This is a genomic window from Pelomonas parva (assembly GCF_043555835.1).
GTDB classification, from domain to species: Bacteria; Pseudomonadota; Gammaproteobacteria; order Burkholderiales; family Burkholderiaceae_C; genus Pelomonas; species Pelomonas parva.
The window spans coordinates 502,190-519,630 of record NZ_JBIGHV010000002.1; the positions used below are offsets into that span (position 1 = coordinate 502,190).

Annotated in this window: 16 protein-coding genes and 1 tRNA gene; 12 read left to right on the forward strand and 5 right to left on the reverse strand. The window is 69.3% G+C overall.

Annotated elements, in window-relative coordinates; all coding sequences use genetic code 11:
- Positions 1 to 374 precede the first annotated feature (374 nt).
- Both ACG00Y_RS05840 and ACG00Y_RS05845 read right to left on the reverse strand, forming a co-directional pair.
- Positions 375 to 1,982 carry a glycoside hydrolase family 43 protein gene (locus ACG00Y_RS05840; protein WP_394476863.1) on the reverse strand — a complete coding sequence of 536 codons (1,608 nt, stop codon included), beginning with the start codon at positions 1,980 to 1,982 and terminating at the stop codon, positions 375 to 377.
- Between the two features lie 11 nt (positions 1,983 to 1,993).
- The gene (locus ACG00Y_RS05845) at positions 1,994 to 3,946 is read right to left on the reverse strand and encodes a sialate O-acetylesterase (RefSeq protein ID WP_394476865.1); all 1,953 of its coding nucleotides are present in this window, start codon (positions 3,944 to 3,946) and stop codon (positions 1,994 to 1,996) included.
- 277 nt (positions 3,947 to 4,223) lie between these two features.
- On the opposite strand from ACG00Y_RS05845, the gene ACG00Y_RS05850 reads away from it, so the two are divergent.
- The 4 genes from ACG00Y_RS05850 (at position 4,224) to ACG00Y_RS05865 (ending at position 6,902) form a co-directional block, all read left to right on the forward strand.
- Positions 4,224 to 5,255, forward strand: coding sequence for a LacI family DNA-binding transcriptional regulator (locus tag ACG00Y_RS05850; RefSeq protein ID WP_394476866.1), 1,032 nt, complete (start codon positions 4,224 to 4,226; stop codon positions 5,253 to 5,255).
- Positions 5,256 to 5,285: 30 nt separating this feature from the next.
- A complete protein-coding gene (locus ACG00Y_RS05855) occupies positions 5,286 to 6,020 on the forward strand; it encodes a tRNA-uridine aminocarboxypropyltransferase (protein ID WP_394476868.1) in 735 nt (244 codons plus the stop codon).
- 124 nt (positions 6,021 to 6,144) lie between these two features.
- Positions 6,145 to 6,615 (forward strand): hypothetical protein, encoded by a 471-nt coding sequence (locus ACG00Y_RS05860; RefSeq protein ID WP_394476870.1) that lies wholly within the window; start codon positions 6,145 to 6,147, stop codon positions 6,613 to 6,615.
- Entirely contained in the window at positions 6,615 to 6,902 is a 288-nt protein-coding gene (locus ACG00Y_RS05865; protein WP_394476872.1) for a type II toxin-antitoxin system RelE/ParE family toxin, read from the forward strand. The genes ACG00Y_RS05860 and ACG00Y_RS05865 overlap by 1 nt, the downstream gene beginning before the upstream one ends.
- Here ACG00Y_RS05865 and ACG00Y_RS05870 read toward each other — a convergent pair.
- A tRNA-Ser gene (locus ACG00Y_RS05870) sits at positions 6,888 to 6,975 on the reverse strand. The two genes, ACG00Y_RS05865 and ACG00Y_RS05870, sit on opposite strands and share 15 nt — an antisense overlap.
- Before the next feature lie 17 nt (positions 6,976 to 6,992).
- Positions 6,993 to 7,817, reverse strand: a complete 825-nt coding sequence (locus ACG00Y_RS05875; protein ID WP_394476874.1) for a symmetrical bis(5'-nucleosyl)-tetraphosphatase — start codon at positions 7,815 to 7,817, stop codon at positions 6,993 to 6,995.
- A gap of 142 nt (positions 7,818 to 7,959) precedes the next feature.
- Between ACG00Y_RS05875 and ACG00Y_RS05880 the strand changes: the two genes are divergently transcribed.
- From ACG00Y_RS05880 to ACG00Y_RS05890, 3 genes are all read left to right on the forward strand, one after another.
- Positions 7,960 to 9,267 (forward strand): hemolysin family protein, encoded by a 1,308-nt coding sequence (locus ACG00Y_RS05880; protein ID WP_394476875.1) that lies wholly within the window; start codon positions 7,960 to 7,962, stop codon positions 9,265 to 9,267.
- Positions 9,264 to 9,995 carry a SapC family protein gene (locus ACG00Y_RS05885; RefSeq protein ID WP_394476876.1) on the forward strand — a complete coding sequence of 244 codons (732 nt, stop codon included), beginning with the start codon at positions 9,264 to 9,266 and terminating at the stop codon, positions 9,993 to 9,995. Before ACG00Y_RS05880 ends, ACG00Y_RS05885 begins: the two co-directional genes overlap by 4 nt.
- Positions 9,996 to 10,326: 331 nt before the next feature.
- Positions 10,327 to 11,019, forward strand: a complete 693-nt coding sequence (locus ACG00Y_RS05890) for an N-acyl amino acid synthase FeeM domain-containing protein (protein WP_394476878.1) — start codon at positions 10,327 to 10,329, stop codon at positions 11,017 to 11,019.
- 260 nt (positions 11,020 to 11,279) lie between these two features.
- On the opposite strand, the gene ACG00Y_RS05895 is transcribed toward ACG00Y_RS05890, so the two are convergent.
- Complete coding sequence (locus ACG00Y_RS05895; protein ID WP_394476879.1) at positions 11,280 to 12,005, reverse strand: IclR family transcriptional regulator; 726 nt, start codon at positions 12,003 to 12,005, stop codon at positions 11,280 to 11,282.
- A gap of 68 nt (positions 12,006 to 12,073) precedes the next feature.
- Between ACG00Y_RS05895 and ACG00Y_RS05900 the strand changes: the two genes are divergently transcribed.
- The 5 genes from ACG00Y_RS05900 to fahA are packed head-to-tail and all read left to right on the forward strand — an operon-like array spanning position 12,074 to position 17,319.
- Complete coding sequence (locus ACG00Y_RS05900; RefSeq protein WP_394476880.1) at positions 12,074 to 13,045, forward strand: MBL fold metallo-hydrolase; 972 nt, start codon at positions 12,074 to 12,076, stop codon at positions 13,043 to 13,045.
- A 2-nt stretch (positions 13,046 to 13,047) separates the two neighbouring features.
- Positions 13,048 to 14,628 (forward strand): FAD-dependent oxidoreductase, encoded by a 1,581-nt coding sequence (locus ACG00Y_RS05905; RefSeq protein WP_394476881.1) that lies wholly within the window; start codon positions 13,048 to 13,050, stop codon positions 14,626 to 14,628.
- Entirely contained in the window at positions 14,621 to 14,821 is a 201-nt protein-coding gene (locus ACG00Y_RS05910) for a DUF2783 domain-containing protein (RefSeq protein WP_394476882.1), read from the forward strand. Before ACG00Y_RS05905 ends, ACG00Y_RS05910 begins: the two co-directional genes overlap by 8 nt.
- Entirely contained in the window at positions 14,814 to 16,097 is a 1,284-nt protein-coding gene (gene hmgA / locus ACG00Y_RS05915; RefSeq protein ID WP_394476883.1) for a homogentisate 1,2-dioxygenase, read from the forward strand. The genes ACG00Y_RS05910 and hmgA overlap by 8 nt, the downstream gene beginning before the upstream one ends.
- Positions 16,090 to 17,319, forward strand: a complete 1,230-nt coding sequence (gene fahA / locus ACG00Y_RS05920) for a fumarylacetoacetase (protein WP_394476884.1) — start codon at positions 16,090 to 16,092, stop codon at positions 17,317 to 17,319. Before hmgA ends, fahA begins: the two co-directional genes overlap by 8 nt.
- Positions 17,320 to 17,441 lie beyond the last annotated feature (122 nt).

Genomic DNA, 17,441 nt, shown 5'->3' on the forward strand with positions numbered 1-17,441 from the left:
GGAGTGCGACGTCCAAGGTGGCGTTCTCAAGCTCAGCGGGGACGGCATAAGCAGGTGCGATTGAAAGTGCGAGGGCGGCGATTACTTTAGCTCGTGTGCTCATGGCAAGCGGGTTGGAAGTGAAGACTGCGGAGGAACTGTGGCGCCGAACGTTTGAGTTAACCGGCCTGCGGAGGCAAGCGTTGTAAGCCCGGTCAGAGACGGCGATAGTTCCCAAGGGAGGCGGGGCAGACGGCCTCGATTCTCCCGCGAAGGCGCTGCTGATTCTGCAGGTCGACAAGCCAGGAGACGGCTTGACTGAAGTGGCCCAGCGTTCAGCGGGTGGCCGCTGGGAGCCTGCTAAGCAACGGGCAGCATCCCCAGCAAAGCAGCGTTCAGCCTCGTCCCGGCAAGTACTCGAACCCCTCAAAGTCCGCCACCCGCCCCCCGCCGCTGGTGTCAAACGCCACCATCCCCACAAACGCACCCGTGAACGACGCATGCTCGCCGCGGCCGCCTTCGTCGGAGATGACGCTGGCGTCCAGCACCGGCCCCACGTCGCGCCAGCCGTCGCCCCAGTCGGCCTGGAACTGCAGCGTCGCACCGTCCACCTGCGCGGCCAGGCTGACCGGGCCGTCGGCGGGCAGTTGAACCACCTCCGTCAGCGGGTACTGCACCCGGTTGTCGGGGAAGTCGCCCGGGCAGGACAGGATGCTCAGCGCGCGGCCGTAGCTCTCGTGCCAGGTAACCACCAGCGTGTGGAACTTGTGGCGGTTGTAGTAGTGGGTGAGGCCGGCCGCCTGCTGGTAGCTGTCGGGCGCAAAGCGCAGCGTGGTCTCGGCGCGGAAGGCCCAGTCCTCCTGCCGGCGCGCCACCAGGCTTTGCTCAAACCAGCTGCCCGGCGATTCGCGGCCGGTCAGGCGCAGCGCGTCGCCGGTCAGCGTGAACAGGCGGTCAGGCTCCGGCGTGCGCAGCCACTGGAACTCCGGGGGCAGCGCGGTCAGGCCGGCAAAGCGGCGGCGCACAGCCTCGCGCGGCCTGGGCTGCACGTCGACAGGCGACGGCACATCCAGTGCAGGCACGAGCCCGCCGTGCGCCAGGTAGAGCCAGCCGTCGTCGCGCCACTCGCAGCGCTGGATAGCCGTCTCTCGCCCCAGCGGCGAGCGCCGCGTGCCAGGCAGCGGCCGCGTGCACAGGTGGGCCACATAGGTGCTGTCATCGGCCAGCTCCACGACCTGCCCATGCCCCGCACGCTGCAGCGGCGCATCGGGCGCGTCCCGGCTGGTCAGCAGGTGCAGCTGCGGGTGGTTCTCGTAGGGGCCGAGCAGCTCGCGCGACCGTGCCATCGTCACCGCATGCCCGTAGCCCGTGCCGCCCTCGGCCGTGATCAGGTAGTACCAGCCGGCGCGCTTGAACAGGTGCGGGCCTTCGACGAGGCCGAGCTTCGTGCCCTTGTAGATGTTGGTCACCGGGCCCATCAGCTTGCGCTGCTGCGCGTCCCATTCCTGCATGACGATGCCGTCGAAGGCCGGCGTCTTGGGCGCGCCGCCGATGGAGGCGGTGCGGTGGTTCCACAGCATGTTCAGGAACCACTTGCGGCCGTCGTCGTCGTGGAACAGCGAGGGGTCGAAGCCGGATGAATTCACATAGACCGGGTCGCTCCAGGGCCCCTCGATGGCCGGCGCCGTGACGATGTAGTTGTGCGCATCCTTGAAGTTGCCCTCGAAGCGCTTCACGTCCGTGTAGACCAGCCAGAACAGGCCGTCGGCATGCGACAGGCAGGGCGCCCAGATGCCGCAGGAGTCGGGGTTGCCGCGCATGTCGAGCTGGCTCTTGCGCGTCAGTGGCCGGGTCACCAGCGTCCAGTTGACGAGGTCGCGCGAGTGGTGGATCTGCACGCCCGGGTACCACTCGAAGGTGGAGGTGGCGATGTAGAAGTCGTCACCAACGCGGCAGAACGAGGGGTCGGGGTTGAAGCCCGGCAGGACGGGGTTGCGGATCATGGCGATCAGCCTCAGTTGGGATACCGCTTGCCCTGCGACGGCAGCGGCCAGTCGTCGCTGCGCGTGGGCGAGGCCGGCAGGCCATCGCCACCGACGAGGTTGGACTCGCTGGGGTTGTCCACCCAGCCATAGCGGGCCGCGACGGGGGCGGCCACTTGCGGGCTGCTGAGCACGACGACATCGCCCTCGATGCGCGCCGTGGCCGGCACGAAGCGGCGGTCGGCGCCGGCCAGCGCAAAGCCGCGCAGCGCCTCGCCCATCCGGGCCGTGCGCAGGCCGCCGCCGGTCGCGGTGAAGCGCAGCCGCAGCTCGGCGCCGCGCACCTCGGCCGCCGCCAGGCGCGGGCCGCTGGCTGGCTGCGCGCGCAGGCCCAGGTCATGCAACGCCAGCGCGGCGAGGCGCTGACCCAGCGTGCGCTTGTCGCGCGGGTGGATGTCGTTGGCGTCGCCCACGTCGGTGGCGACGGCCATGCCGGTGTGGGGCAGGGCGAGCGCCTGGCGCTGCGCCTCGCGCAGCTCGGCCCAGCCACCCTGGCCGAGCTGGTTGTTCTGCAGCGGCAGGAAGGACGCCAGCTGCACGAAGAAGAAGGGCAACTGCGGCTGCTGGAACTGCAGGCGCCAGTCCTGGATCAAGCGTTGGAAGCCGCCGGCATAGGCCGCTGCGCGGCCGGTGTTGCTCTCGCCCTGGTACCAGAGCACGCCCTTGAACGACAGCCCGTGCAGCGGCGCGATGAGGCCGTTGTGGGCCAGCGTCGGCGCGTCGTTGGCCGTGGGGCCGGGGGCGCCGCCGGCTTCGGCGACGCGGGCGCGCCAGGCGCCCGCCAGCGACACGGCGCCGGCCGGTGTGTCCAGCCGCAGCGCGGCCGCGTCGCCGTGGAAACCGCCGCCACCGCCGTTGTCCGTCACACGCACGGCGATCCAGTTCGGGCCCGCGCGCAGCACGCCGGTCGGCACGGCGTACTGGCGCGGCTGGTCGTAGCCGCACTGGCCGCCCACGCGCTGGCCATTCACCCAGACCTCGTCGCAGTCGTCCACCTTGGCCAGGTGCAGGCTGGCCGCGCCAGCGGCCTGCGCCGCGCTCAGATCGACGCGCTTGCGCAGCCAGACGACGCCGTCCAGCCCGGGCAGGCCCTGACCTTCCCAGACGCCCGGCGCCTGCAGCGTCGGCCAGTCCTTGTCGATGTCGGCGGCCGCAGACCAGCCGCTCGCGTCCACGCCCTGCCAGGCCAGGCCAGGCTGCCAGCGTTGCACCACAGCTTCTGTCGCCTGGCGGCGCGCCTGAGTGAAGGCAGCCGCGTCCGCCGGCAGTGCGCGCACGGCACCGGCCAGTCCGGGGTCGCGCAGCGCCACCTCGCGCCGCACCCATGTCTCCAGGTGAGAGCCGCCCCAGGCCGTGTTGACCAGGCCGATGGGCACGCCCTGCACCAGCTGCATGTGGCGCGCGAAGTGGTAGCCGATGGCGCTGAAGTCACCCACCTTGCCGGTCTCGGCCACGGCCCAGCTGGCCGGCGCGATGTCGGCCTCGGCCTGCAGGCTGGCCCGCAGCGGCACGCGCAGATGGCGCAGGCTAGCGTTCTGCGGGCCGGCCATCTCGGCTGCGGCAGTGTCGGTGGCGGACAGCGGCCACTCCATGTTGGACTGGCCGCTCAGCAGCCAGACATCGCCGATCAGCACGTCCTTCAGCTCGATGCGCTGGTCGCCCGCCACCGTCAGCCGGTGCGGGCCGCCGGCCTTCAGCGCCGGCAACTTCGCCTCCCAGCGGCCCCCAGCGGGCACCTTTACCGAAGCCTTGCTGCCGGCCAGCTCCACCGCCAGCGTCTGGCCCGGCGTGGCCCAGCCCCACAGGCGGATGGGCTGGTCGCGCTGCAGCACCATGTGTTCACCGAACACCTGGGCCAGCCGCACGTCGGCTTGGGCGGCGGTGGCCAGCAGGCCGAGGGAGAGCAGGCAGAGGGCTTTGTTCATCGTCGTCATTCAATGAGTCCTTGGCGCAGCGCGCCGGCGGCGAAATGTAGCGGTATCAACAGGCCCATCACAAGCGGGGCGAGCACGGGCTGCCGCAGCATCCCGGTTCGGACAAACGCCTAGCACCGGCGCCGATGCCCGCCGCTAAAGTGGCTCATGATCGCGCAACCAATGGACGGGTGGGGCAAGTGAAAGTCTGGCACTTCTTGGGCAGGGGCATGTCGGATTGAACGCCCCATTGCACGGGCGTGCGCCCAGGGTTGCCACGATCACCGACGTGGCCAAGATGGCCGGCGTGTCGCCGATGACGGTGTCCCGCGTCGTCAACGGCGAAGCCAAGGTGCGCGCCGAGACGCGCGAGCGCGTGACGGCCGCCATCGCCGCGCTGAACTACCTGCCCAACCAGGCGGCACGTCGGCTGGCGGGGTCTGAACCCATCCGCGTCGGCCTGCTCTACAACGACCCCTCGGCCGGCTACCTGAACGAGTTCCTCATCGGCCTGCTGAACAAGGCCAGCCTCAGCCATGTGCAGCTCGTCGTGCGCAAGTGCGATGCCGCCGACAGCGAGGAGCGGTTGACGGCAGAGATGGTCGAACAGGGCGTGGACGGCCTCATCCTGCTGCCGCCGTTCTGCGAGTCCGACGCCTTGCTGGCGCTGGTGGCGGATACGCAGACGCTGGCCGTGGCCGTGTCGCGCGGCATCCCGCCGCAGCAGGTCTGCGCCGTCAGCATCGACGACTACCAGGCCGCCTACGAGATGACGCGCCACCTGCTCGCGCTGGGTCACCAGCGGCTGGGTTTCATCATCGGCAACCCCCGCCAGACCTGCAGTTCGCGGCGCCTCGCGGGCTTTCGCGCGGCGCTGACGGATGCCGGCCTGGACTTCGCCGAGCAGGAGGTCGCCGCGCAAGGCATGTTCACCTACCGCTCGGGCCTGGACGCCGCCGAGCGGCTGCTGTCCCAACCCCACCGGCCCACGGCCATCTTCGCCAGCAACGACGACATGGCCGCCGCGACGGTGGCCATCGCCCACCGCATGGGCCTGGATGTGCCGAGCGACCTGACCGTCGTCGGCTTCGACGACGCGCCGCTGGCCACGACGATCTGGCCCGAGCTGACCACCGTGCGCCAGCCCATCATGGAGATGGCCGGTGCGGCGGTGGACCTGCTGGTGCGCCATATCCGCGCGCGCCGTGCCGGGCAGGTGCTGCGCTGCGAGCATGTGGTGAAAGAGTTCGCGCTGATACGCCGCCAGTCCGACGCCGCGCCGCGACTGAGGCCGCCGGTGCGGCTGGGGTCGACGGCCTGAGGAGGACGCCGCTGCTCGGACAATCGGCGCATGCCCCATGCCGTGTCCCTGCTGCGCGCCGCGCGTCTGGCGAAAGCCACCAAGCCATTTCTCGCCCGCGGCGGCTTCAAGCGCGAGCGCTGCGACGGCTGCCGGCTGGTGCCCACGCACTGCATGTGCGCCCTGCGCCCCTCGGTGCCCACGCGCGCCGCAGTGTGCCTGGTGATGGCCGACATCGAGCCACTGAAGCCGACCAACACCGGCTGGCTGATCGCCGACATGGTTGCGGACACCTTCGCCTTCGGCTGGTCGCGCACCGAACCCGACCCGGCGCTCATCGCGTTGTTGAGCGATCCGGGCTGGGAGCCCTACGTCGTGTTCCCGGGCCAGTACGCCGCGCCGGAGCGCGTGGTGCATGTGGTCCAGCCGCACGTCGCCGGCGCGGACGGCCAGGTCAAGCGCCCGCTGTTCATCCTGCTGGACGGCACCTGGTCAGAGGCCCGCAAGATGTTCAGCCGCAGCCCTTACCTGAACTCCATGCCGGTGCTCAGCCTTGAGCCCGCCGAGGCCTCGCAGTACCGGCTGCGCCGGTCACGCTGCGGCGACCATTTCTGCACCAGCGAGGTGGCCGCGCAATGCCTGCATCTCGCGGGTGACGAGGCCGCCGGCAAGACGCTGGATGCCTACCTGGGCGTCTTCACGCATCACTACCTGCAGGCGAGAAACCAGTTGCCCGTCGTGTGGGACGGCGTGGCGCACCGGCGGCTGGACGAGGCGACTTCATAGGCGGCGCTTCAGCATCTCATCGCGCAATTGCAAAGATAAGCTATTCGCAAGACACTGCATTTGCAAGTTGCGCTGCAATAGTCGCGGACCCCTCTGGGCGCATGACCACCGAACGGATAGCAGCATGAGCGCTGAAGAAACCATCGACCACACCACCCTGACGCGCCTGGTTGAAGCCCAGGCGGTGCGCGCTGCGCATGTCATCGGCCAGGCCGGCGGTTGGCGCGTCGTCGTCAAGTACGGCGTGACCGAGCGGCCCTTGGCAGCCACGCGCAGCGGCGAGGTCCGCATCTTCAGGAGGCTGGAAACGCTGGTCGGCTACCTCAAGGATCTCGGCGTGGAGCGCTTCGACGTGAACGCGGCCAGCTATGACCCGGCCGGTGGCAAGTCCGTCTCTCGGCCCGACACCTCGGCCGCGCTCAAGCGTGCCCACGAGGCGGCGGCGCACGACAAGTGGTTCCGTGGCCAGGTGGAGGAGGCCATCGCAGAGGCCGACGCACCCGGCGCCGAGTGGCTGCCCCATGAGGTGGTGAAAGCCGACATGGCGAAGCAGCGCGCCGCCTTGCAGAGGCGCATCGCGAAGGCCGGCAAGTGATGCGGCTGCTGTGGACGCCGCGCGCAAGCCGGCAGCGGCAGGAAGCCATCGACTACATCGCAGAGCAAGACCCCATCACGGCGCTGGCCGTGCTCGATCGCATCGAACAGCAGACGGACGTGTTGCAGCAGCAGCCTGATCTTGGCCGGCCTGGCCGGAAACGGGGCACCCGCGAACTGGTCATCAGCCGCACGCCGTTCATCGTCGTCTACCGTGTCAGGCCCAAGGCCAAGTGCGTCGAGCTGCTGACGCTGCTGCACGGCTCGCAGCAGTGGCGGAGGCTGTGAGATTCGAACTCACGGGCCGTTACCGGCCGACGGTTTTCAAGACCGTTGGGTTAAACCACTCCCCCAAGCCTCCGCAGAAGGACGCGCATTCTAGAGGCCTGGCTTCTGCGCCTGTTCGCAGTCGACCTGGATGATCTCCCGCTGCAGGCCGGCTATGCGCGCGGCCGTCAGGCGGCCGCCCCAGATGCAGCCGGTGTCCAGCCCCAGCAGCTGCGGCCGGTCCAGCAGGCCCAGCGTCGACCAGTGACCGAAGGCGATGGGCACGTCGGCCGTGCGCCGGCCCGGCACGTCGAACCAGGGCAGGAAGCCCTGCGGCGCGGCGCCGGCGCCGTCCTTGGTCTTGAAGTCCATCGTGCCGTCCGCCGCGCAGAAGCGCAGCCTCGTCAGCGCGTTGACGGTGAAGCGCAGCCGCGCCGTGCCGGTGAGGGCCGAGTCCCAGCGGGCCGGTTCGTTGCCGTACATCTCGTGCAGGAACGCAGGCAGGTCGGCGCTGCGCAGCACGGCCTCCACCTCCGCCGCCAGCACCAGCGTGTCGCTGCGGTCCCACTGCGGCACGACGCCGGCGTGCACCATCAGCCACCCCGCGTCGGACACGGCCAGGCGCTGCTGGCGCAGCCAGCCGAGCAGGGCTTCGCGGTCGGGTGCTTGCAGGATGGGCGCCAGCGTGTCGTGGCGATGCGCCGGCCGCACGCCATGGGCGACGGCCAGCAGGTGCAGGTCGTGGTTGCCGAGCAGGCAGGTGGCCGCGTCACCCAGCGCCTGCAGGCGGCGCAGCGTCGCCAGCGACGACGGCCCGCGGTTGACGAGGTCGCCGAGCAGCCAGAGCCGGTCGCGCGACGGCGAGAAGTCCAGCCGGGCCAGCAGGCGCTCGAAGGCGTCGCAGCAGCCCTGGAGGTCACCGATCAGGTAGTTCATCGCCGGGATGCTAAGGGGCCCGGGCTGCCGGGCTCGTGCCTCCGGGAATGTGCGATGGGCGCTGTCACGGCCTTCTGCTAGTCTCCCGGGCTTCGTTTTCGACCCTGCGCCGCCTCGGGTTTTCCCAGGTTCGGCGCTCTAGATGGACACCGCTCTCGTTCTCTTCCTGATCTTTCTCAACGGCCTTTTCGCGATGTCCGAAATGGCGCTGACCGCCAGCCGCAAGGCCAGGCTGCAGGTGATGGTGGAAAGCGGCGAGGGTGGTGCGCAGGCCGCCATGGACCTGCACGACAACCCCACCAAGTTCCTGTCGACGGTGCAGATCGGCATCACCGGCATCGGCGTGTTGAACGGCATCGTCGGTGATGCGGCCTTCTCGGGCCCCTTGTCTCACTGGCTGGCCGAAACCTTCCACCTGCACCCGGACGCGACCCAGATCACCGCGACCGCGCTGGTCGTCGTCATCATCACGCTGCTGACCATCGTCTTCGGCGAACTGGTGCCCAAGCGTGTTGGCCAGATCTATCCCGAGACGGTGGCCCGCCTCGTCGCGCCGCCGATGAATGTCATCTCCACGGCGACGCGTCCGCTGGTGAAGCTGTTGAGCTTCGCGACCGAGTTCACGCTGGGCCTGCTGGGCCTGCGCAACCGCGGCCAGCGTGGCGTGACGGAAGAGGAGATTGCCGCCAGCCTGGAAGAGGGCCGGGACGCCGGCGTCATCGAGGAGCATGAGCACCAGATGGTGCGCAACGTGTTCCGGCTCGATGAGCGCCAGGTTGGCTCGATGATGATTCCGCGCGGCGAGATCGCCTGGCTGGACGTCGACGCGACGCCGGCCGAGGTGTTGGCCGTGCTGCGCGAGCGTGGCTTCAGCCGCTACCCCGTCTGCCGTGGCGGCCTGAACGACGTGCTGGGCATCGCCCATGCGCCGATGCTGCTGGCCCGCTCGCTGGAGGGGCAGTCGCTGGACCTGGCGGCGGGCCTGGAGGCGCCGCTGTTCGTGCCCGAGACGCTGTCGGGCATGGAGTTGCTGGATCATTTCCGCGTGTCGGACGCGCCGCTGGTCTTCGTCGTCGATGAGTACGGCGAAGTGCAGGGCGTGATTGCCGTGCGCGACGTGTTGGAAGCCATTGCCGGGGAGTTCAACGCCCCCAGCGATGGCGATGCCTGGGCGGTGCAGCGCGAGGACGGGAGTTGGCTGATCGACGGCCTCATCCCCGTGCCCGAGCTGAAGGACCGCCTGGCGCTGAAGGAACTGCCCGAGGAGGACCGTGGGCGCTACAACACCTTGGCCGGCATGATCATGCTGCTGCTGGGGCGCTTGCCGCGCACGACCGATGTCGTGGAGTGGGACGCGTGGAGATTCGAGGTCGTCGACCTCGACGGCAAACGTGTGGACAAAGTGCTGGTCAGTCGTCTGGCCGCGGAAACTGGAGATAGAGAATCATGAGCAACCCCCCGATGTACGGCGAACTGGCGCCGCTGGACCGCGAAGCCCACAAGAACCTGAAGCTGGACACGGCCAAGGCCGTGGTCGGCCAGGTGGCCGACCAGAACTCGGTGTTCCTGGCCGCTGTGGAATTCGCTGACGCGTGCAGGGAGTACCCCGTGGTCTTCGTGCGCGCCGGCGAGGGCGCGGATGGCAAGCCGCAGGTCGCACCGCTGGCCGTGCTGGGCTTGAAGCCGGGTTCCAACCTGTTCGTCGACGGCGACAAGTGGACCGGCAACTACGTGCCCGCCTACGTGCGCCGCTACCCGTTCGCAATGGCGCGCCTGGACGGCAACGCCAACACGCTGGCGGTCTGCATCGACAGCAAGTGGGCCGGCTTCAACGAAGCCACCGGCGAGGCCTTGTTCAAGGACGGCGAGCCGACCGAGTTCCTGCAGAACGCCCGTGCGTTCCTGGAGAACTACGAGCAGGAAGCCGAGCGCACCCGCCTGATCTGCAACCTGCTCGTCGAGCTGGACCTGCTGCTGGACATGCGCTTCGAGGCGACGCTGCCCGGCGGCGAGAAGATCGACGTCGAAGGCTTCCTGGCCGTGGACGAGAAGAAGTACAGCGAGCTGGCCGACGACAAGGTGCTGCAACTGCACCGCAACGGCCTGATCGCGCTGATCGAGATGCACCGCCTGTCCATGACCAACATGAACCGCCTGGCGGCGCGCTACGCCGCCTGACCGGTTTCGCGCTCAGGAGAAGGCCACGCATGCGTGGCCTTCTTTCTGTGTGCGCCGGCAGGACACGCCTTCTGGGAGGTGAAAGTCCTCTACCAGCCCGGCAAGGGCGCCTTGAGCGACTGCAGCGTCTTGCTTGAGCCGCCGGATGCAGAATCGGACGTCCGGCGGTGTAAAACGCAGACGTGTTCGGGTCAGGTCGTCACCTGTTCGAGCGACTTCTGGCACACGCCCTAGGGAAAGCAGGAGTATCTGTATGTTTGCCGTTGGGAAAAGTCACATTCCAATCTCTAAACTTCGCTGACCGGCGCATCGTGCGCCAAGGACACAGTTGATGTTCCCGAATTTCAAAGAAAGCCGCCGTGCGCCGCTCAACCCCTTCGGCGGTCCGCCGTTGGAGATGAACAGCGACTTCGGTGCGCTGGACGGCGATGCATTGGGTCTTGTCGAGCGCCGCTACAGCGACCGCGGTCTGGCGGTTTCGCGCGAGCGTTACAGCAGTCGCAACGAAGCGGGTGATATTGTTTGCACCGCCAATGACGGGGACAAGATCGTCGGCACGCTGTCCGTGCGATTCGATGGCCCAGGTGGCCTGCACGCCGATGCGCTGTTCAAGGAAGAGATGGCCGAGTGGCGCGCTGCGGGCATCACGCTGTGCGAATTCGGTGGTCTGGCGGTCGACAAGCACTCCCACGAGCCGAAGCGCGTGCTGGCCCAGATCTTTCACCTTGGCTACCTCCATGCCCACCGCCGTGCGCGCGTTGCACGCCTGGTCATCGAGGTGAACCCGCGCCATGTCGCCTTTTATCGCCGCTGGCTGGGGCTGCTGCCGTACACCATGGCGCGCCACAACCCGCGCGTGGACGCACCCGCCGTGCTGATGAGTTTTGACTTTGCGACGGCGCGCGAACAGATCGCCCTGCTGGGCGGCCGTCCCGAACTGCTGTCGACGGCGCGCTGCCTTTACCCACTGTTCTGGGATGAGGCCACCGAGGCCGCGATGCTGGCCAAGCTGCCGGTCGCCTGAACCTGTTGGGCCATTTCGTTGACGTCACATCGGGTTCACACCGCTCTTGAGCGGTGCTCCCAACAACAGAGGGTCCCGTGGGGCCCTTTGTTGTTTTGCGAACCCGTCGATCAGCGTTCTTAGGGCGCCCGAGCGTAGAAAGTGCGGCCGGTGGCGCTCGTGAAGCGCGGGTCGTAGCCGCCCTGGAAGACTTGCGTCTGCTACCTCAGCGGCGGATCGCGGTCGGTCACGTTGCGGGCACCTGCGGTCAGCGTGGAGGGTCAGTGACCGAGGCGGCGCGACAGCCGGGAAGCGGCATCTCGCAGCGTGATCACCAGCGCCCCGGTCGGGGCCGTGTCGAAGCCCGTGCTGGTGCCGATGGCCGTCAGCGCCAGCACCAGCCGCCCCGCAGCGTCGAAGACCGGCGCTGCCGCCGCGCTGACGCCGAGGACAACCCCGTCGCGCGAAGTTGCCAGCCCGGCCTCATGCACCGCAGCGATGGCGGCTGCATCGGGCAGGGGCTCTCCGAGCGCCGCCGCCTCTGCGCCCCGCCAGGCCGCGAAAAGCCGCCCTGACGCCGTGCCGGCCAGGCTCATCACCGTGCCGTGACGCATGCTGACGTGCACGGGCGTCGGCCCCTCGGCCACGCGCACGATGGTGGGCCCGCGCGTGCCCCAGACGGCGATGGCCACCGTGTGGCCCAGCTGCAGCGCCAGCTCCTCGATGACCGGCGTCGCCAGACGCACCGGGTCGTACTGCTGCAGGCTGATGAGGCCCAGTTGCAGCGCGAGGGGCCCCAGGCCGTAGTCGCCGGATCGGCCGCTGCCGCCGTCCTGCTCCACCAGCCCAAGCTTGATGAAGCTCACCAGGTAGGGGTGGGCCTTGGCCGGCGTCATGCCGGCCTCGCGGGCCAGGTCCTTCAATGCCATCGGTCGGCCGTGGTGGGCCAGTGCCAGCAGCAACTGGCCGCCCACTTCGATGCTCTGGATGCCTCTTGGTTCCTTCATGCCGAAAATTCTATATTGGTGAATTGATTTGGATTAGGTTAAATTTCGGCGCCGCAGACGGAGATGCCATGAGCACAACCAAAGCCTTTGCCTCACAAGCCGACCTGGAAGAAAAGCGGGTCAGCTTCGAACGCCTGTCAGAGCACGCCTGGGCCTACACGGCAGAGGGCGACCCCAACACCGGCATCGTCATCGGCCGCGACGCAGTCATGGTCATCGACACCCAGGCCACGCCGGTCATGGCGGCCGACGTCATCCGCCGTATCCGCGAGGTGACGGCCGCGCCCATCAAGTACGTGCTGCTGAGCCACTACCACGCGGTGCGTGTGCTGGGCGCGTCCGCCTTCAAGGCCGAAGGGCTGGAGCAGGTCATCGCCAGTGACGCGACGCTGGCGCTCATCCAGGAGCGCGGCGAGCAGGACAAGGCCAGCGAGATCGGCCGCTTCCCGCGCCTGTTCCGCAATGTCGAGTCGGTGCCGGCTGGGCTGACCTGGCCGACGCTGACATTCGCGGGTCGGCTGACGCTGGACCTCGGCGGCGTGAAGGTCGAGATGTTCTCGCCCGGGCGCGGCCACACGGCGGGCGACACGGTGGCCTGGCTGCCCGGTGAGCGGGTGCTGTTCAGCGGCGATCTGGTCGAGTTCGACGCGACGCCCTATTGCGGCGATGCGCACTTTGCCGACTGGCCGGCGACGCTGGATGCGATTGCGAAGCTGGACGCCGCCGCCCTGGTGCCCGGCCGCGGACCGGCATTGAAGGGCGCGGCGCAGGTGGCGGCGGGCCTGGCCGGCACGCGGGCCTTCGTCAGCGAGCTATATGCGGCGGTGCAGGCCGGCGTGGCGGCGGGCGAGGCGCTGAAGCCTGTCTACCAGCAGACCATGGCGGCGCTGCGCCCCAAGTACGGCCACTGGGTCATCTTCGACCACTGCATGCCCTTCGACGTGACCCGCGCCTATGACGAGGCCGGCGGCACGGCGCACCCGCGCATCTGGACGGCCGAGCGCGACGTGGAGATGTGGAAGGCGCTGGAAGGCAGCTGACCGTGGACCTCCCGCGCTACCCCTATCACCAGACGCTGGAGCAGCGCTCCGGCCAGCCGCAGCGCCGCCCGGTCGTCATCGTCGGCGCCGGCCCGGTGGGCCTGACGCTGGCGCTGGACCTGGCCCGCCGCGACGTGCCCGTCGTCGTCATCGATGACAGCGACCACATCGGCGAGGGCTCGCGCGCGGTCTGCTGGGCGCAGAAGACGCTGGAGGTGTTCGACCGCCTGGGCGTGGGCGAGGCCGTCGCGCGCGAGGGCGTGCGTTGGCAGCGTGGCCGCGTCTTCCGCGGCGAGCGCGAGGCTTATGCCTTCGACCTGCAACCCGAGGGCGGGCACAAGATGCCGGCCATGGTCAACCTGCAGCAGGACCAGGTCGAGGCGCGGCTGGTGCGCGCCGTGCAGCTGGACGGCCGCATCGAGCTGCGCGGTCGGCACGAGCTGATCGGGCTGGAGCAGGACGAGGGCGGCGTGACGCTGAACCTGCGCACGCCGGACGGCCTGTTCGATATGCGCGCCGACTGGGTCATCGGCTGCGACGGCGCGCGCAGTCCGACGCGCAGCCTGCTGGGGCTGGGCTTTCACGGCCAGGTCTTCGAGGACCGCTTCCTGATTGCAGACGTGCGCCTGGGCGCCGGTGCCAGGCCGCGGGGGTTGGACCCGGCCCGGCCCGAGCGCTGGTTCTGGTTCGACCCGCCTTTCCATCCGGGCCAGTCCGTGCTGCTGCACGCGCAGGCAGAGGGGCTGTGGCGCATCGACTTCCAGCTGGGTCGCGAGGCCGATCTGGCGGCCGAGCGCGACCCGGCCCGCATCCGCCAGCGCGTGGCCGCGATGCTGGACGGTGCGCCGTTCGAGCTGGTCTGGTCGTCCATCTACCAGTTCAGCTGCCGGCGCGCCGACCGCTTCCGCGCCGGCCGTGTGCTGCTGGCCGGCGACGCCGCCCACCAGGTCTCGCCCTTCGGTGCGCGCGGCGCCAACAGCGGTGTGCAGGATGCCGACAACCTCGGCTGGAAGCTGGCCGCCGTGCTGCGAGGCGAGGGCGGTGACGGGCTGCTGGACTCGTACGAGTTCGAACGCATCGAGGCCGCCGACGACAACATCGGCCACTCGACGCGCGCCACCGACTTCATCAGCCCCAGGAGCGCGCTGAGCCGGCGCTTGCGCCGCGCCGCACTGGATCTTGCTGCCCGCACCGACTTCGCCAAGCCGCTGGTCAACAGCGGGCGGCTGTCACAGCCGACGGCACATGTCGACTCGCCACTGAGCACGCTGGATGCCGAAGCCTGGGACGCCGGCCCCGCACCGGGCTGCCCGGCCCCCGACGCGCCGGTGGAGGATGGCTGGCTCAGCGAGCAGTTCGGCGCGGGCTTCGTGCTGCTGGCATTCGGCTGGTCGCCGCCGGCGCAGGACCTGCGCGTGGTCACGCTGCCGGCCGAGGGCGTCGCGGCCACGCGCTACGGCGCGCGGCCCGGCAGCGTCCACCTGATCCGGCCGGACGCCATCGTGGCCGCCCGCTGGCACCGCTTCGACGCCGAGGCGCTGCGCGCAGCGCTGGCCCGCGCCCATGGGAGGGCTTATGAATAAATTGACTCTGACCCCAAATTTCGGTGCCGACGCGGACGCTTTCTACGCCGAGCTGATCGCCGCCCAGGCGGGCCTGAGCGACGAGGCTGCTGCTGACTGGCTGGCGCGGCTGACGCTGATCCTGTGCAACCACATCGGTGACCGCGAAGTGCTCCGGCAAGCCTTCGCAGTCGCTCACGAACGCCATGACTGAACTTTCCTACCTCACCGGCTTCGGCAACCAGCACGGCAGCGAGGCGGTGCCTGGCGCACTGCCCATCGGGCGCAACAGCCCGCAACGCGCGCCGCACGGGCTGTACGCCGAACTGCTGTCGGGCAGCGCCTTCACCGCGCCGCGCGCCGACAACCAGCGCACCTGGCTCTACCGCCGCCGGCCTGCGGTCGTTGTGGGTGGCTACGCGCCGCTGCCCCATGCGCATTGGAAGAGCGGTGCTGCGCAAGGCGAGAGCGCGCCGCCCGATCCGCTGCGCTGGGCGCCCACGTCGCTGGACGGGGAGGGCGATTTCATCGGCGGTCTGCGCAGCTATGCCGTCAACGGCGAGCCGGGCCTCGGCGGCATGGCCGCGCTCGCCTATGTCGCCTCGCGCCCCATGGGCCGCCGCGCGCTGGTCAATGCGGACGCCGAGATGCTGCTCGTGCCCCAGCAGGGCCGCCTGCTCATCACCACCGAACTGGGCCGCCTGGAGGTCGCGCCCGGCTCCATCGCGCTGCTGCCGCGCGGCATGGCGTTCAAGGTCGACCCGCTGGACATGCCCGCACGCGGCTATGTCTGCGAGAACCATGGCGCCGCCTTTCGCCTGCCCGAACTGGGCCCCATCGGCTCCAACGGCCTGGCGAACGCGCGCGACTTCGAGGCGCCCGTCGCGTGGCATGAAACCGAGGCCGGCGAGTACGAGATCGTCAAGCGCTACGGCGGCAAGCTCTGGCGCGCCACACAGGGCCACAGCCCGTTCAACGTCGTCGCCTGGCACGGCAACCTCGTGCCCTACCGGTACGACACGGCGCGTTTCATGGCGATCAACACCGTCAGCTTCGATCACCCCGACCCCAGCATCTTCACGGTGCTGACCAGCCCCAGCGACACGCCCGGCTGGGCCAACGTCGACTTCGTCATCTTCCCGCCGCGCTGGATGGTGGCCGAGGACACCTTCCGCCCGCCCTGGTACCACCGCAACGTGATGAGCGAGTTCATGGGCTTGGTGCTGGGCCAGTACGACGCCAAGCCCGAGGGTTTCAAGCCCGGTGGCGCCAGCCTGCACAGCAGCTACGTGCCGCACGGCCCCGACAGCGAGGCCTTTGACAAGGCCAGCGGCGCGGAGCTGAAGCCGCACAAGCTGGACAACACGCTGGCCTTCATGTTCGAGACCCGCTGGCCGCTCAAACCCACAGCCTGGGCGCTGACCGAGGCGCCGCTGGAAAAGACCTACGCCGATTGCTGGCGCGACCTGCAGGACAACTTCAATGCTTGACCACACCCACGACGCGGCGACCCTCTCCTGGGTCGGCTCCGCCAACGACCCCGCTACGGACTTCCCACTGCAGAACCTGCCGTTCTGCAGCTTCCGAAGCCAAGGCACGCTGGAACCCTGGCGCATCGGCGTCGGCATCGGCGACCAGATCCTGGACCTGACGGGCTGGGGCCTCACCGACATGAACGCGCTGATGGCCCGCTCGTCCGTGGAACGCCGCGCGCTGCGCCACCGCCTGTTCGATACGCTGAAGGCCGGCTCGCCCCAGGTCGATCTCGTGCCGCAGTCGGGCGCCGAGTACACGCTGCCCTGCCGCATCGGCGACTACACCGACTTCTACACCGGCATCCACCACGCCCGTGCCGTTGGGAAGCTGTTCCGCCCGGACAACCCGCTGTTGCCGAACTACCAGTGGCTGCCCATCGGCTACCACGGCCGCAGCTCCTCCATCGTCGTCAGCGGCACGCCGCTGCGCCGACCCAAGGGGCAGGTCAAGCCGCCCGACGCCGACCAGCCGGTCTTCAAGCCCAGTGCCCGCCTCGACTGCGAGCTGGAGCTGGGTCTGTTCGTCGGCCCCGGCAACGCCTTGGGCGAGCCGTTTTCCATCGACGAGGCCGACGAGCACGCCTTCGGCCTGACGCTGCTGAACGATTGGTCCGCCCGCGACATCCAGCCCTGGGAGTACCAGCCGCTGGGCCCCTTCCTGGCCAAGAACTTCGGCACCACCATCTCGCCGTGGATCGTCACGATGGAGGCGCTGGCGCCCTTCCGCATCCCGTTCACGCGGCCGATGGAGGACCCGCAACCGCTGCCCCATCTTGATTCACCGGCGCACCGCGCCAATGCGAGCTTCGACATCGGCCTGGAGGTCTGGCTGAAGACGCCGGCGATGCCGGAGCCAGTGCGCCTGTCCCGCTCCAACCTGCGCCACGCCTACTGGTCGCTGGCGCAGATGCTGACCCACCACGCCAGCAATGGCTGCAACCTGCAGCCGGGCGACCTGCTCGGCACAGGCACCATCAGCGGGCCGCAGCCCGACGAGGCGGGCTCGCTGCTGGAACTCACCGCAGGCGGCAAGCAGCCCATCACGCTGCCGAACGGCGAGACGAGGATCTTCCTGCTCGACGGCGACCAGCTCGGCCTGCGCGCCAGCGCCGAGAAACCCGGCTACCGGCGCATCGGCTTTGGTGCCTGCGACGGGGTGATCCTGCCGGCCCGCTGAGCCGGCTGTCGACGGGGCGCGATGCCCCGGCTTGGTGAGTGGCAGCCGCGCAAGCAGGCTGATGCGACGTTGTTTGGTGCGTGGTGGCGATGCCTCTGTACACCAACGGTGCGGAAAGCACC

Bases quoted from the DNA above. Each gene is read 5' to 3' on its own strand.
- ACG00Y_RS05910 (WP_394476882.1), top strand. From the start codon at position 14,621: ATGAATAAATTGACTCTGACCCCAAATTTCGGTGCCGACGCGGACGCT.
- ACG00Y_RS05885 (WP_394476876.1), top strand. From the start codon at position 9,264: ATGAGCAACCCCCCGATGTACGGCGAACTGGCGCCGCTGGACCGCGAA.
- ACG00Y_RS05840 (WP_394476863.1), bottom strand. From the start codon at position 1,982: ATGATCCGCAACCCCGTCCTGCCGGGCTTCAACCCCGACCCCTCGTTC.
- ACG00Y_RS05890 (WP_394476878.1), top strand. From the start codon at position 10,327: ATGTTCCCGAATTTCAAAGAAAGCCGCCGTGCGCCGCTCAACCCCTTC.
- ACG00Y_RS05845 (WP_394476865.1), bottom strand. From the start codon at position 3,946: ATGAACAAAGCCCTCTGCCTGCTCTCCCTCGGCCTGCTGGCCACCGCC.
- ACG00Y_RS05855 (WP_394476868.1), top strand. From the start codon at position 5,286: ATGCCCCATGCCGTGTCCCTGCTGCGCGCCGCGCGTCTGGCGAAAGCC.
- ACG00Y_RS05880 (WP_394476875.1), top strand. From the start codon at position 7,960: ATGGACACCGCTCTCGTTCTCTTCCTGATCTTTCTCAACGGCCTTTTC.
- ACG00Y_RS05875 (WP_394476874.1), bottom strand. From the start codon at position 7,817: ATGAACTACCTGATCGGTGACCTCCAGGGCTGCTGCGACGCCTTCGAG.
- ACG00Y_RS05865 (WP_394476872.1), top strand. From the start codon at position 6,615: ATGCGGCTGCTGTGGACGCCGCGCGCAAGCCGGCAGCGGCAGGAAGCC.
- ACG00Y_RS05900 (WP_394476880.1), top strand. From the start codon at position 12,074: ATGAGCACAACCAAAGCCTTTGCCTCACAAGCCGACCTGGAAGAAAAG.
- ACG00Y_RS05895 (WP_394476879.1), bottom strand. From the start codon at position 12,005: ATGAAGGAACCAAGAGGCATCCAGAGCATCGAAGTGGGCGGCCAGTTG.
- ACG00Y_RS05860 (WP_394476870.1), top strand. From the start codon at position 6,145: ATGAGCGCTGAAGAAACCATCGACCACACCACCCTGACGCGCCTGGTT.
- fahA (WP_394476884.1), top strand. From the start codon at position 16,090: ATGCTTGACCACACCCACGACGCGGCGACCCTCTCCTGGGTCGGCTCC.
- hmgA (WP_394476883.1), top strand. From the start codon at position 14,814: ATGACTGAACTTTCCTACCTCACCGGCTTCGGCAACCAGCACGGCAGC.